Annotated in this window: 12 protein-coding genes and 1 riboswitch; of the genes, 2 read left to right on the forward strand and 10 right to left on the reverse strand. The window is 47.0% G+C overall.

Features of this window, described 5'->3' with window-relative positions; translation table 11 throughout:
• Positions 1–174 precede the first annotated feature (174 nt).
• From AAHF22_RS07720 to AAHF22_RS07740, 5 genes are all read right to left on the reverse strand, one after another.
• Positions 175–1,653 carry a hypothetical protein gene (locus AAHF22_RS07720; RefSeq protein WP_347324647.1) on the reverse strand — a complete coding sequence of 493 codons (1,479 nt, stop codon included), beginning with the start codon at positions 1,651–1,653 and terminating at the stop codon, positions 175–177.
• 458 nt (positions 1,654–2,111) lie between these two features.
• Positions 2,112–2,921, reverse strand: a complete 810-nt coding sequence (locus AAHF22_RS07725; protein WP_347324415.1) for a class I SAM-dependent methyltransferase — start codon at positions 2,919–2,921, stop codon at positions 2,112–2,114.
• A gap of 515 nt (positions 2,922–3,436) precedes the next feature.
• Positions 3,437–4,537 carry a carbohydrate ABC transporter permease gene (locus AAHF22_RS07730; RefSeq protein WP_347324416.1) on the reverse strand — a complete coding sequence of 367 codons (1,101 nt, stop codon included), beginning with the start codon at positions 4,535–4,537 and terminating at the stop codon, positions 3,437–3,439.
• Positions 4,537–5,637, reverse strand: coding sequence for a carbohydrate ABC transporter permease (locus tag AAHF22_RS07735; protein WP_371834031.1), 1,101 nt, complete (start codon positions 5,635–5,637; stop codon positions 4,537–4,539). The genes AAHF22_RS07730 and AAHF22_RS07735 overlap by 1 nt, the downstream gene beginning before the upstream one ends.
• Before the next feature lie 119 nt (positions 5,638–5,756).
• A complete protein-coding gene (locus tag AAHF22_RS07740) occupies positions 5,757–7,187 on the reverse strand; it encodes an ABC transporter substrate-binding protein (RefSeq protein WP_347324417.1) in 1,431 nt (476 codons plus the stop codon).
• Between the two features lie 997 nt (positions 7,188–8,184).
• Here AAHF22_RS07740 and AAHF22_RS07745 point away from each other — a divergent pair.
• Positions 8,185–9,120: an aldo/keto reductase gene (locus AAHF22_RS07745; protein ID WP_347324418.1), complete on the forward strand. Its 936-nt coding sequence runs from the start codon at positions 8,185–8,187 to the stop codon at positions 9,118–9,120.
• 366 nt (positions 9,121–9,486) lie between these two features.
• Here the strand turns inward: AAHF22_RS07745 and AAHF22_RS07750 are convergent, their stop codons facing one another.
• From AAHF22_RS07750 to AAHF22_RS07770, 5 genes are all read right to left on the reverse strand, one after another.
• Positions 9,487–9,987, reverse strand: coding sequence for a DinB family protein (locus AAHF22_RS07750; RefSeq protein WP_347324419.1), 501 nt, complete (start codon positions 9,985–9,987; stop codon positions 9,487–9,489).
• 150 nt (positions 9,988–10,137) lie between these two features.
• The gene (locus tag AAHF22_RS07755; protein WP_347324420.1) at positions 10,138–10,743 is read right to left on the reverse strand and encodes a GNAT family N-acetyltransferase; all 606 of its coding nucleotides are present in this window, start codon (positions 10,741–10,743) and stop codon (positions 10,138–10,140) included.
• 25 nt (positions 10,744–10,768) lie between these two features.
• Complete coding sequence (locus AAHF22_RS07760) at positions 10,769–11,431, reverse strand: hypothetical protein (protein ID WP_347324421.1); 663 nt, start codon at positions 11,429–11,431, stop codon at positions 10,769–10,771.
• 208 nt (positions 11,432–11,639) lie between these two features.
• Positions 11,640–12,311, reverse strand: coding sequence for an oxidoreductase (locus AAHF22_RS07765; protein WP_347324422.1), 672 nt, complete (start codon positions 12,309–12,311; stop codon positions 11,640–11,642).
• Between the two features lie 367 nt (positions 12,312–12,678).
• The gene (locus AAHF22_RS07770; protein ID WP_347324423.1) at positions 12,679–13,092 is read right to left on the reverse strand and encodes an MDR/zinc-dependent alcohol dehydrogenase-like family protein; all 414 of its coding nucleotides are present in this window, start codon (positions 13,090–13,092) and stop codon (positions 12,679–12,681) included.
• A gap of 123 nt (positions 13,093–13,215) precedes the next feature.
• A riboswitch (cyclic di-AMP (ydaO/yuaA leader) is annotated at positions 13,216–13,394 on the reverse strand.
• A gap of 398 nt (positions 13,395–13,792) precedes the next feature.
• On the opposite strand from AAHF22_RS07770, the gene AAHF22_RS07775 reads away from it, so the two are divergent.
• Positions 13,793–14,284, forward strand: a complete 492-nt coding sequence (locus AAHF22_RS07775; protein WP_347324424.1) for a hypothetical protein — start codon at positions 13,793–13,795, stop codon at positions 14,282–14,284.
• Positions 14,285–14,295 lie beyond the last annotated feature (11 nt).

Raw genomic sequence — 14,295 nt, forward strand, 5'->3', positions numbered from 1 at the left:
CTACTATAAAAAAGTATCAAAATCAAATAATTACCATCTATTCCATCCAATAATATCTAGGGAATACGTAGAAAAATTAAACAACTCGCATTCTTATTTGCTAAAAATGCGAGTTGTTTATGATGATTGCCTATATTGCTTACTTAAATGGACTTACTTGAACTCTATTCAACCTTACTCCGACTCGCCATTCAAATAATTAAAGAACGGCTGATCCACCCAGAAATCGTAGCCGCTAATCGTCGCATCCGGTGCCAGCTTGCGGAAACCGTCGCGGATCGCCTGGGCTTTGTCCTTCAAGGAGAAGGACTGTGCATAATAGTTACCGAGTGTGATCTTTGTGTTAGAGATAACAGGATAGCCGGACAGCTCGGTTGGCGAATAGTAGAGTGGCTGCCACCAGGAGTTATAGATCAGCGGTGTTTGAGTATCGCTGTTCTTTTTCGCATAGGTGGAAATGATGTTGTTAAACCGTTGTTTATCTTTGGTGTTATTAAACTCAAACTGAATATCGTACTCTTTTGCATAAGCGATATAGTTACCATTTTCAATCTGAGTCACTTTATAATCCGGTGTTTCCTTCGGTGTGCCCCATTCCTTCAAGTAAATAAATGCTGACGTTTTCGGCTGGAATTGTACGTCTGCATCGATCCCTTCACTGCGCAGCAAGCCGATTAATTGCACCGCATGCTTAATATCATCATGTCCATACGTGAGCGTCAGGCTATCGATAAAATTAGAGTTATAGCGGCTATCTTTCAAGTTGTAGCCGGTAACTAGATTGCTGCGCAGTGCCTCATCGACAATTGTACGCAGCTCCGGGGCTTCGATCAGATCGGCAGTACGGTAAGCGCTATATAGCTTCTCGTAAATGTCGCTATCACTGGTGCGTCCGATCTCATTTTTGTATTTGCCGAGACTGGTCAGCGTTTGACCGAGCAGTATGTTGGCGGTATTGCGATCGATCGTTCCGCTTTTACGTAGTACAGGGTACAGTTGCTCCGGTACTAACCCGGTATCAATTGCTGCCGCCAGTTCCTGTGCTGCCTGTCCCTGTACACGATTAGCCGCAATCCCTGCTTTCGCCAGTGCCGCATCGACCTTCGACTGCGGATATGTATACGCCAGTTCCTTAAAGCCTGCTGCCTTCACCGCGACAAATACAGCTGCATATACGGTGAGTGCATCATTGGCATGAATCGTTTTGTCCGACAGAATGCCTTGCTGTGATAATGTCACTGCCGCATCATAGGCTGCATCGCCCGATTTGAGATCGGTAAATGTCGGTGTCTGTGCTGCTTCGGTTGATGCAGTTGGAGACTTTACAATAGCAGCAAGTGCACGTAAAAAGTCGCCCCGTTTCACCTGCGCTGGAAGCTGAATATTGTATTTCGCTTGCAAAAATTGCGCATAATCGGCTGCCGTTTCCTGATGTGCAGTGATGCTGTTAGCCTTTGCTGGAGTTAAAGCTGGTGACTTTGTTGGAGTTGCCGTTGGTGTCTTCGCTGGAACCGTTGTAGATACTGGTGCCTTCGTCGTCGTTGCCTTTACAGGTGTCTGGGCGACAGCCGCAAATGTAGACGTAGTTGGCAGCAACCCTCCTCCTAATACAGCAGGTGCAGCAACAAGTGCTGCGAGTGTGAAACGGGTCATCTTTTTCAATGGAACGCCTCCTCAGATAGGATAATGATGGCAAAAACACAGGATATTCCAATTCATATAATTCCGATGCGAATTAAAATATTGCAATGAATTTAGCATGAATAAATATGCAGTGTCAACGGAAAAATAAGCCAGCTACCCTGTAGCCGACTTTAGCTTGCTGATGAGCTTGCACATCGTAGTGTCGTGCAAACTGTGAAACTGTAGTGCAGTGAAGAATGCGGTGCAGTAAATATGGCGCCTATGCTACTACTTGGAGCAGAGCGATTGCTTGGGCTAGAACTAATCGCGGATCATCGCCTGCACTTTGTCACTCATCATTTGTAGAGCTACTATTTGGGGCAGAGCGAGTGCTTCTTCGATGCAGGCTTATGACATAGGCTTATGAAGTAAGCATATATGATGTAGAGCTGTATTGGTGTTGTGCTGATATATATCCAATCTCTCGCTTACGCAAGATAACTTCGATGTCCACAGCGGTATACATATACAGGTGTGTGATACCCATCCGGGCAAACGATAACCTGCTCCGGCTCCCAATCTGGCAAAGCAAAATAAACACTAATCACATACGTATGTGCACGGCATTGCTGCTTCAGTATAGAGTTAAGCCTGCTCATAGCGCCGGGAAACAAATAGCAGACGATAATATCTGCTTGTTCATACGGATAATGATACAGGTCGCCCTGTTGAAAATGAACAGGTTGGCGCTTGAGTTTCGCTAGCAAACGCGAAACCAATAACGGTAGCGGTGAATTTTCAATTCCGATTATGTGTACGGTAGGATTGTCCTGAATAATGTGCAGAGCCAGTGTTCCCCAGCCAGAGCCTGCTTCAATCACATGGACGGAATGAGCTAGCTTGGATGCTTGCTGCTTCGCATGACTGGCTGTTTCCTCTGGCTTTGTAACGATAGCTGACTGTTGTAAACGCTGTGAATCCTGCAACTTCTGTTGCTCCTGATGTTTCTGTTGCTCCTGATGTTCCTGTTGTTCCTGTTGTTCCTGTTGTTCCTGTTGTTCCTGTTGTTCCTGTTGTTCCTGTTGTTCCTGTTGTTCCAAAATGATTATAGACTCATGCCTCAAATGTACAACCTGCTCCGCGGCAATCTTCACCTGCCTACTCACGATACTTCGCACTTTAGCAGAGGTAGGCATCGGCGAAATCCCGTTACGCCAGCTATAATACACAAGCAAAAGCAGCGCTGGCACCGCCAATACAATAACAACGCATAACATCACGATTCCATATGTACTCAAGCTTCTCCCTCCTCCGTTGCTAGAATAAGAATAAGGACGCCAGCTTACGTTATGAATAAAACCAAGTTTGCAGTTCATCCATACGCGTTTACTTATACGACTCCGACTCGGTACACTCTCAATTGGGTGCTTCCACAAACAGTGTAAACTACCTACACAGTATATCCGCAATGACTGATCTTTTAACGTACTTTTAACGTAAAACGAAGTCTGTTGGCGCAGTAAACAACGTACATCGGATATTCACAATCCGTGTCCATGATACGGCAAACGCATTGATCCTGCCCTTATTAAAAAAAGTGCTGCCGAATGGATCGACAGCACTCTTTTAACTCCTACTTCACTACCTATTATCATCCAAACGACTATACCGCAAAACGACTATACCGCAGCAACGACGACACAGCACAAACGCCAAACCGATCCACGAGCAGGTCGCAGCAGAAGGGGGAATGCCTGACTTTCCAAGCTCGAATGAATCGGTCTTGCTGTCTATTCCATGCACAGTTGCACCATTACCCTTTGACCGAACCGCCCAGCAAACCGCGTACAAAGTACTTTTGCAGTGCGAAGAATACAGCCAGTGGTGTCAGCATCGACACGAATGCCGCCGATGTGAGCAGATGCCAGTCATTACCACGCGAGCCGACCAGGTTGGCGATACTCATCGACAGTACCTGTACTTCCGGCTGAGAGCCGAGGAAGATGAGGGACACGAGATAATCGTTCCACACCCACAGGAACTGGAAGATCGAGATCGATGCCAGCGCCGGTACGGACAGTGGCAAAATCAACTTTGAGAAAATGGTGAAGTTGGTCGCTCCATCCATAAATGCCGATTCAAACAGATCTTTAGGCAGCTGACTGATCGAGTTGTACATAAAGTAGGTGATCAGCGGCAAACCAAACGCTGTATGCGCCATCCAGATCCCGAAGTACGTCCCGTTCAATCCGAGTGTCGTATAATCACGCAAAATCGGAATGAGCGCAACCTGAAGCGGTACGACAAGCAACGCGATAATGACGATGAAGAAAATATTACGTCCTCGGAATTTCAGCCAGGCAAACGCATAAGCTGCAAACGAGGCGATAAAGATCGGAATGACCGTAGACGGAATAACGACCGCAATCGTATTCCAGAACGAGCGTCCCATCCCGCTACCCTGTTCCGTTTTGATCGTACCGTCAGGCTGGGTGATCTTATACTCTTTACCACCAAGCACGGTTTCATAGTTTTGCAGGGTGAAATGGTTGGAAGCGCCCCATTTCTTCTCCTGCACATCCAGTGTACGTGCCCGGCGATTTTCCCAGATCAGGCGCTGACCGTCTACTTCCACACCAGCTTTAAGCTGATCATCGGAAAATGTTTTGCCGTTCACGGTGATCGGCTTACGCAGATCGGTATCGCGATCGAGCTTGAGTTCACTAACCGTATCCCACTGACGATGCGGAAATACCGTCCACCAGCCACTTTGTAGGATGTCTGCTGCTGGACGCACAGAGGAAATAAGCAGTCCAAGCGTGGGGATAAACCAGAGCACACAGATTATGCCGAGTATCAAATTGACGAGCCAGTGACCTTTGCGTTTTTGTCCTTTGATTTTGGCTTTGCGCATTACAGGTTTCCTCCCTTCTTCAACTGACGCACATTCAGAATGATGACCGGAATAACGGCAATGAGCAGCACAATTGCCAGCGTCGAGCCGTAGCCTGCATTCTGATACATGAACAACTGACGATAAAACTCGGTCGCTACGACTTCTGTACCGTATTGACCGCCCGTCATGATCATAACGACGTCAAATATTTTGAGAGTAAACACGATAATAGTTGTCGTAACCGCCAGTACCGTACTGGAAATGACCGGCAGCATGATTTTGAAGAAGATACGAATTTCGCCTGCACCGTCCATTCGTGCTGCTTCCAGCATATCTTCCGGAATCCCTTTGATCGCAGCCGAGAAAATAACCATCGCAAATCCGGTCTGCATCCAGACGAGAATGACAATGAGGAACAGGTTGTTCCACGGCTGCACCATACTGAGCCAGCCCTGCGGTTGAAAGCCCATATTTACAATAATCGCATTCAGCAGACCGATTTGATCGGCACCTGGCTGATAGTAGTAAATGAACTTCCAGATCACGCCTGCCGCAACGAAGGAGATCGCCATCGGCATAAATACAACCGCTTTCGCCAGACGTTCAAAGCTACTGCGATCTGCCAGCACAGCAATCAACAGACCGAGAATAACGCAAGCCAGTGTGCCAAATACAACCCACAACAAGTTGTTACGAAGCGCCGTTACGAGCAGCCGGTCGGTAAACACCGCCGCAAAGTTGGCGAACCCGACAAACTGGGTAGAATCGGCATTGAAAAAGCTTAAATACAGCGTGCGCAGTGTTGGCAGGAATAACAACCAGCCAAGCAGCAATACCGCTGGACCAACGAACACATACGGAATGACGCGATCTTTCCACTTATCTGGATATTGCTCAACGACCCAGTTCAATGAAAAATAAATCGAATAAATCCCGAAGATCCCCCAGATGACCGCAAGGAAGGCATTGACCATTGGCGGCAGGTCTGAACTTCTGAAAAACAGGAAGATCAGCGTGTGCAGACCGAGATTCAGTAACGGGACAAGGATGGATAACAGGATCAGTTTGGGCGTGAATCGTTGATTCGAACGCGCATCCATTGTTTTGCTTACGTCCATTGGCTTTCCCCCTTCAGCAATTTGCAAACAAACCTCAAAAATTGGTTCTAATCAAACCAAAGCGGACCGAATCAATCCCGGTCCGTTTTGGCGGTTGGTCTTAATTGGTATTCGCCGGTTTATTTTTTCCAGCCGGCTTGAATTCCTTGCATCGCTTGATCGAGGTTGGCTGTACCACTCACGTAGTCAGTCATTCCTTTCCAGAACGTACCTGCACCAACAGAACCTGGCATCAGGTCAGAACCATCGAAGCGGATTGTTTTGGCAGTTTGTACAAATTCAGACATACGACGCTCTTGCTCGTTAGCGAACCAATCATCCGGTGTACCGTTCATTGGAGGTGTTACACCGCCGGATTTGATCCAGCTTTGCAGAGACTCCGCCGTTGTGAAGAATTCCATCACTGCACGTACTTCAGGACGATCATTAAACATTGCATAAATATCGCCGGAGATCAGCGCTGGTGTACCGTATTGTGCATCGATCGATGGGAATGGGAACCAATCGTAATCTTCTGGTTTTACGCCTTCAGGAATGAAGGAAGTGATGAATCCAGCTTGACGGTGCAGCCATGCTTTTGGAGGATTCGTAAACAGCGGAGCGATTGCATCACCAAAGTTCGTTGTTGCGATAGAGCTACGACCACCGTATACATAATCTTTGTTGAACCAGATCTCGGACATTTTCTCAACGGCATTTTTCACAATTGGATCGGTGAATGGCAGTTCGCCTTTCACCCATTTATCATAGTTTTCAGGCGTTGTTGTACGCAGCATGATATCCTCTACCCAGTCGGTAGCAGGCCAGCCTGTTGCCGCGCCACTCTCGATACCGATACTCCAGGCAGGGTCGCCGTCCGCAGCGATCTGCTCGGTCAGCTTCATCATTTCATCCCATGTTTTTGGTACAGTGTAGCCTGCTTCGTCGAAGGCTTTTTTGTTGTACCATACAAGGCTTTTCACACTGCTACGCGCCCAAACGCCAGCTGTGATATCTTTGTCCGGACCTGCCATTTGTGCCATGTCCAGCCAGCTTTGTTTGTACTGTTTTTTCATATAATCCGCATCCATAAAGGTGGATACGTCAACCACTTTACCTGCTTTGGCGAAAGTTTCCAGCAGACCTGGTTGCGGGAAGTCCGCGATATCCGGTGCGTTACCACCATTTACACGAACGTTGATTGTCGCTTCAAATTCTTTGGAGCCTTCATAAGCGATATCGATGCCAGTTGCATCTTCAAATGCTTTGATACTTGCATTGAACTTCTGCTCATCCGCGTCGACGAATGGGCCGTACATCGTTACTTTTTTACCTTTGTATTCACCATTCAGTGCCTTTTCCAGATCGGAGCCGGCAGGAACCTGTGCTGTTTTGATCAAATCTGAACCACTTGTCGTTGCTGTCGTACCGGTTGTGCCTTCGTTGCCAGTCTGCGCACTGCCTGTTGTCCCCGCATTATTACCTCCAGAACATGCAGTCAGCACGACGGAGAACAGCAACACCAGCATTAAACTTAAAGAACCATTTCTTTTCAGTTTACTCTGTTTCATGGACTCAACCCTCTCTTTTGATATGATCCCTTTTGTGGCTTGACCTTGTTTAGCTTGATAAGTACAAAACACCTGGCTACAAATAGATAAATTTTACTTTTATACCATTTTCTTATTTTTATCAGGAAAAGTAAACAACAATTTGATAGCGATTACAAAATTTTATCAAATTCTTGCGTTCGTTTAATTATCCTGATATTTTGCAACGTATAGAAGAATGGATTATCTACCTGTAAGCGTTTACAGTTGTTCGCAAGAACATTTTATGATATCGCTTACAGATAATCAATCCTTTTTTCACAAATGAAAATAATATTTTTTGTCCTTATCTTTCATCAGCAAAATAGTTAATCATAAGCATATTTAAAAACGATAGGAAAAAGCGATTTTCCGACTGTGTTTGAGAGGAAGATATATAAAATTTTAAATTCACGAAAAGATGATAATAGCGCGGTTTTTTAGCGATTTTTGTATTCGATTTTGGCATGAATCGATTCAGAATGATCCGATTCCTTTTTTGGGCACTTCGACAATTGTGGAACCAATTCCATTTTTGCTGCAAAAGTTTGTGCGCACGATTGCACAAACGATTGCAAAACAAATTACTTTTCCTTATTAATCTATAGGAGCTTAGCATCAGAATTTGGAAGCAAAAGTGGCTACTTTACATCCTATCCCTATGAAGAAAATGCTCATTTAGGCTCGATTGTAACCATAAAGGGGAGCAGTGGACGTACTTATTTTGTACGTATAAAAAGCAACATATACAAAAATAACAATTTCTTGATGATTCGTGTTCAGTTAATAAAGTGGAGCAGGAGAGCATCAGGTGAATGGTAGGCTCCTTTTCCTGTAATCATGAGGCTAGAGAACAAAGCAGAAAGAGTCGATAACGACTACCATGCTCGCTTTATTGCCAGCCAGCGTTTCAGAAAGCGTTAACCATGTCCAATATGTCATTATGGCCTTATGTTACAGGAAAGGGAGCTGAATGAAAATGACACAACATCAACGACTTGGTAAAAGTGACCTGCTCGTAAATCCGATTGGACTTGGTGCCAATGCAGTAGGCGGTCACAATCTGTATCCAAATCTCGACGAGGAAGCAGGCAAAGAGGTCGTGCGTACCGCAATTGCGCACGGACTAAACTTTATTGATACAGCATTCATTTATGGACCGAAACGTTCGGAGGAGCTGATCGGTGAAGTGCTGAAGGAAACCGGTAACCGCGACAAGCTCGTTATCGCTACTAAAGGCGCGCATAAATTTACCGAACAAGGCGATGTGACGTTCGATAACTCACCAGCCTTCCTGCGCGCCAGCGTCGAAGGCAGCTTGCAGCGCTTGCAAACCGATTATATCGATCTGTTTTATATTCACTTTCCAGATGAACATACACCGAAGGATGAAGCGGTCGGTGAGCTGAAAAAGCTCAAAGACGAAGGCAAAATTCGTGCAATTGGCGTGTCTAACTTCTCGATCGATCAATTAAAGGAAGCGAACAAAGACGGCTATGTCGATGTGCTGCAATCCGAATATAATCTGTTCAAGCGTTCGGCAGAGCAAGAGCTGCTGCCCTACACTGCGGCGAATAAAATTAGCTTTATTCCGTATTTCCCACTTGCATCCGGTCTACTGGCTGGTAAGTATGATGCGGATACCCGCTTTGACGATCTGCGTGCGAAAGATCCGCTATTTGCAGGCGAAGCATTCCAGCACAATCTGCAAAAGGTCGATATGCTGCGTCCGATCGCGCAGGCGAAAGGAATCGAGGTTGCTCATCTAGTGCTCGCCTGGTATCTCACACGCGATTCGCTGGACGCAATCATTCCGGGAGCAAAGCGTGCAGATCAGGTGCTTGATAATCTCAAGACGCTGGATGTGCAATTGACACCGCAGGAAATCGAGCAGATTGATCATATTTTTGCCTGATTGTTGAGGGCATCGGTAAAGCATAATATGGCAAAGGTTTAAGTTACAGCATCTGGACGGCGCGGGTTGCGTTGTCCGGGTGCTGTTTTCGTTTGGGGGTTTCGTTGACTTAGGGTTGATTGACAAGGTTATTTAATACATATCGGCATCGGCAAAATGATTGCATGTTGGGTGTACCTTGTTGGGTGTACCTTGTTGAGCGTATTTTTTAGAAATGTACGCAAACTGGATTGGTTACTGGTTACTGGTTACTGCACCCTCTACTTCTAGTAAGGGGAATAAGAGAACGTCCTCAGATGGAGCACAAGAATCTAAGCAGCTAACCGAATACCTGTGATCTTTTAAAATCAAAAAAGACCATCCAGCTTACGCTGGAAAGCCTCCTCCTGGTGGGGGCCATGATCCGAGTAGACGGCGGATAATGACGATTTCACCGAGGTGATACGTATTATGTGAAGCGATATTGCGCAGGAATCCCGCAACCGTTTCGGTGGGAATGAACGCTAAAGGTTGAGCCAGTTCCAGTGTGCGCGCGAGTTCGCAGGCGGTGTCGATGCCTTGCAGGAAATCATCCAGTACGACTTGCCAGCTTGCTTCGTCTGCGGCATTGGTTTGTACAGGCCAGCTGTCTGCTACAGCGGGTGGGCGCGCAGGCTGTTCGCCACGCACATGAGCCAGCATAAAGTCCTGCCAATAGCTCATATGACTAACGAGCTGATAGATCGTATACGGCAATCCTTGTACCTGCTCACCTGCCAGCTTCAGATGAATATCTGACAGCGCGCGAGCAATCGGTAAATGCCCTCGTTCGCCGACTAGAGATTGTACTAACGCTCTGGAAAAGGCTTGTTCTGCTGTATCACTCATGTGTATTTCGCTCCATTTCTAATGTTGATCCCTATCGGATACGGATTCAATACGAAGTGATATGGACAATCGCCCAATCGCTTACGATTTCTAGCTTAATGTATCCCATCCCTCTGTGAATTTCAACTTAGCTACACCTCGTATCCATCTTTAACTAGATGGTGGGGTCGCCTGGCTGACAAAACGGAACGTTAGAAACTGCTCCTGCTCATCCGATTCAAATGGTTCTTCATCGTATTTGTAGCTGGTGTAATCCGCCAGCAGCTGGCGCCAGAAGCGGCGAGTGTGCGTATTACGTCCCGTTGGGTTAGTATGCAGCGCCCAGCGCCCGGCGAAGTGATCAAACACATGCTTTGCCGCCTGCTGTGCAATACCTTTGCCGCGAAACGGTCGCATTAGGAAAAATTCATGTAGAAAATAGTCCACCTGCTCGCCTGCTGGCACATACGGCGGTGTCGATACGAGCGCAAAGCCAGCTGGAATGCCATTCACACGAATGAGAAAAGGAAATAAGGTGCCTGGATGACGCCACCAAATTTGGAACACTTCGCTTTGTTGCGCAAGCGTAGCACAGCTATCTTCTTCCTCGAATACACCATACCGATTCGGCAGACGCTCCCAGATTTCGGACAGATCATATAAATAAAAAGGATACAGATTGCAAATAATATGTTTGTCCTCAGCCGGACAAAGCTCAATCTGTACATGTTGTTCGTGTTCTATCACTGCTGGCTCGATATTCGGATTGATATTCATATCAGCCTCCTGTTTAGCCGAGAACTTAACGTCCTCCATTTTTGCCGCGTCCACCGTCGCGATCATTTCGGTTGCTTGAAGTGGATCGAGTAGGATTGCTTTTGGCTGCGGATGTCTTGTTAGTGTTATTGTTGCTCGTTTTGTTCGGACGGTTTGGATTTGTACTATTTTGATTCCGAGCCGTTTTGTTGCCTGTGCTCTGGTTACTGACAGTTTTGGCGTTTGACGGTTTGCTTGTGCCGCCTTTGGTCGTTATGGCTTTGATCGTTGCGCTTTTGCTCGCGTTGGTGCTGCCTGCCGCCGACTTGCTATGCTGCCCTTTGTTACCACGTTGCTGTGGTGCACCTGTAGCTGGCTTTGTTCCAGTGGAGAAAGATTTGCGTAATTGAGCCGCCGTGTATTGGAGCGCCTCCATCGCCTGTTTGACAAAGGTACGGTTTTCCGGCTCCCATTCATGCGGATCATCCATAAACGAATCCTCGATAAACTCCTCCAGTCCATCGGCAAGCTTGCGTTGATCTGGTACACTTTTGCCTCGCAACATCTGTATCGCCGCGCGCATCGTGCGGCAAGACTGCTGGACAAACTTGTAATCATCGCGATCCCAAGCTTCCGGGTTATCCATATCGTAAAAGGCGATCCATTTCTCAATTAATGAAGCAGCCTGCTTCGCGTCCATCTGTGACATATTTATTCTCCGTTTCATTGCAGACATCGCTGCACATGTTAATTATCCGGTATGCCGCTTAAGATGGGCATCCGGTTCCATGTTACCATTGTAGCGGCTAGGATTGTTGGCGTACAGTGGGTTAGTTAGTGTGTTGTCCTGGTGCAGACTTTATGTGTTAGTTTCATCATCCACTTCAACCATTTCAATCCAGTCAACGATATCTCCCTCATTTTGAGCCGAGTTGCTGTAATTCGTGAGAAGAATAAACCTTTACACCTGCTTTGCGCTTTAAGGCAAGACGGTACATCGCTTGAGCGACAGTGGTCGCTTGGATTGGTTTATACTTTGACAGACTCCCCCGCAGTAACGGGGATAAGACGCGAGCAGCGACAGCGGCGGTGCGTTCGCCAGGGCGGAATTCTTCGCGGTCTCCTAGTAGCAAGGAGGGCTGGACGATGGACAGGGATGGATAGCCAAGACGGGACAGTTGTTGCTCCAATTCGCCTTTGATCCGCGAATAGAAGATGCGTGAGTTGGCATCGGCACCCATCGCGCTAATGAGTAGGAAATGCTCGGCTCCTTGCTGACGGGCAAGTTCAGCCAGACGGAGCGGATAGGTCACATCGATCTGGTACATGCGTTCCTGGCTCCCTGCTTTTTTGATCGTGGTGCCGAGGCAGCAATACACATCGGTTGCGTGCCATGTCCCTGCCTGCTGCTCCAGATGATCGTAGTCGGTGACAATCTGTTCGACTTGCGGATAGGGTTGCCAGTGCGCTACGGTTTGACGGACGAGTATTCGGATGCGGTCATATGTCTGCTCATGGACGAGGATGTCGACGAGTGAGCGTCCGACCAGACCGGTGGCGCCTGCGACCAATGCTATGCGTTCTGTCATCTTATGTATTCCCTCCTTCCGCTTCTACTTATCGCTATCATTAGACGGTGTAGTGGATGGAGTGTACGCGATATTATCGCTCCATCCTACCAATTCGCTGGATTACTTTAGCTGGATTACTTTATTTGAAGCTATAAGGCTTCTACTCGATGTAGCTCATCTATAGTCACTTTATCTATCCATATCCGTACCCTATCCATAGATCGCTTTGTTCATTTATCGTATAGCCATATTTTTATCGTTTATCCGCATATCATTTATTCGCACTTTTATACTTTATTCGTACCTGACGTATCCTCTAAACTTGTATACCCGAATGCGCAAATGCTACGTCATTCGGGTGTCGGGTATCAAACTGTGGTGTTGCTCAGAGCAAAAAGGCGACACTGCCGCCATTTGTATGCACAATATGATTGGCACCGAGTCCTCTGTAGATCATGCGCGAATTGCTGCTTTCGGTAATCACATAGATCGGTTCGCTCGTCCATGTCCGGCACATTTGAATATACCGGCAGCAGAGCGGCAGGCTGCGTTCAAACAGATACACTTTGCCGACAGCGAGCTGCGGAATCGTCCATTCCTCCTGACGCTGTGTATCAAGTAGCAGCACATGAGTTACACCCATTCGTTCTAGTTTTACTTTTTCTGCATAACTATTTACGATCGCGGCAAAGGCAATGCCTTTCACTTTAAGCAGCTGCATAAACTGCTCTCCTGCACGCGTCGCTGGAGATACCAGTACATACTCCTTAGGCAACTCCGATTCCTGCTCCAACTCCATCTCTTTCTCCTCCAATTGTGTGAAGGCAAACAAAAAAGAAGCTGCACAAGAGGTTTCCTCGCCAGCTTCTCAGGCAATCCGCACACAGACAGAGCTGTGCTTACCGGATGTCATGATCATTGTCGCCTCTCTTATATTCAGCTTACGAGGTTAGCTGACGGATTCGGAAGTAAGAGTCTCCCTACGGATGGCAGCCGTTCTTTTGAAACTGCTGCAAACCCGATTCACCCCTGAACAGTCTGTACTTATCGTACTCACTGTTCGCTGGTTCCCCCGCTCCCCGGCTACAGTACATTTACGCTGTGGCTCGGACATTAAGCTGGTTACGGCGCCAATATAGATGTCGTACACCGTAATTTATGAACTTGAGACGAATCATACTCTCCTGTCATAGCAAAGTAAAGACGAGCCGTTTCGCATTTGCTGTCAATTTGACTAATACGAGCACTAAAGAGCATATTTTTCTTCCATTTTCGCTTGCTTACGCCATATTATGCAGAAATACTAGCTTTTTATCTAAACAAGAGCAAAACCGAGCATTATGGCTATAACGGCACGAATGGATGGAATGAATCCGATTACATGCATCGCGGCAAGCTCATAGGACAGCGCACCATCTTTACCGGATATTTACGTTCTGTGCAAAATGCCCTATGATGGCTCTCAACTAAACCTCACATTCAAAGGAGTGTATGTACGTATGTTATCTGCTGTTGCTCCACTGATTCAGTCTGTTGCCTGCCCGGAATCGTTTATGGATGAGGCACGTATTCATCGGATGGAACTGTTTCTGTACGATCAGGCCAAGCTCGCCTTACCCGCATCCTACCGTCCTCTACATTGCGGCTTGCTGCGCCTATCTGGCAACGGGGCTACGGGCTGGGCAGAGTTTGAGTTTTCCGATGGATCGGCACATCTCGATCTGGTAAAGTGGGGACAAGCATTCCGGCACCTGAAACGGCTGGACGCAGCAGAAGCAATGACATTCATTCGTCAATATGAGCAGCAATGGGGCTTCACACGTACCCATCTGGCTGCTGAAGCGGTAGCCGCATGGCAAAAGGCACTATTGCAAAGCATCTCACCTACACATGTGCCGACCGAGCCGTCAACTTATATGAAAGCATGGACACATTTACCCATGGAACGGGAATTTCTTAGTTATTATTGCCAGTCTTATTATTCTTTTTGAGCGATGCTGGT

The organism is Paenibacillus wenxiniae, assembly GCF_039822605.1.
In the GTDB taxonomy this organism is placed as follows: domain Bacteria; phylum Bacillota; class Bacilli; order Paenibacillales; family Paenibacillaceae; genus Saccharibacillus; species Saccharibacillus wenxiniae.

Coding starts and splice junctions, on each gene's coding strand:
- AAHF22_RS07770 (WP_347324423.1), bottom strand. CDS start 13,092: ATGGAGTTGGAGCAGGAATCGGAGTTGCCTAAGGAGTATGTACTGGTA.
- AAHF22_RS07740 (WP_347324417.1), bottom strand. CDS start 7,187: ATGAAACAGAGTAAACTGAAAAGAAATGGTTCTTTAAGTTTAATGCTG.
- AAHF22_RS07765 (WP_347324422.1), bottom strand. CDS start 12,311: ATGACAGAACGCATAGCATTGGTCGCAGGCGCCACCGGTCTGGTCGGA.
- AAHF22_RS07775 (WP_347324424.1), top strand. CDS start 13,793: ATGTTATCTGCTGTTGCTCCACTGATTCAGTCTGTTGCCTGCCCGGAA.
- AAHF22_RS07745 (WP_347324418.1), top strand. CDS start 8,185: ATGACACAACATCAACGACTTGGTAAAAGTGACCTGCTCGTAAATCCG.
- AAHF22_RS07735 (WP_371834031.1), bottom strand. CDS start 5,637: ATGGACGTAAGCAAAACAATGGATGCGCGTTCGAATCAACGATTCACG.
- AAHF22_RS07720 (WP_347324647.1), bottom strand. CDS start 1,653: ATGACCCGTTTCACACTCGCAGCACTTGTTGCTGCACCTGCTGTATTA.
- AAHF22_RS07750 (WP_347324419.1), bottom strand. CDS start 9,987: ATGAGTGATACAGCAGAACAAGCCTTTTCCAGAGCGTTAGTACAATCT.
- AAHF22_RS07755 (WP_347324420.1), bottom strand. CDS start 10,743: ATGAATATCAATCCGAATATCGAGCCAGCAGTGATAGAACACGAACAA.
- AAHF22_RS07730 (WP_347324416.1), bottom strand. CDS start 4,537: ATGCGCAAAGCCAAAATCAAAGGACAAAAACGCAAAGGTCACTGGCTC.
- AAHF22_RS07760 (WP_347324421.1), bottom strand. CDS start 11,431: ATGTCACAGATGGACGCGAAGCAGGCTGCTTCATTAATTGAGAAATGG.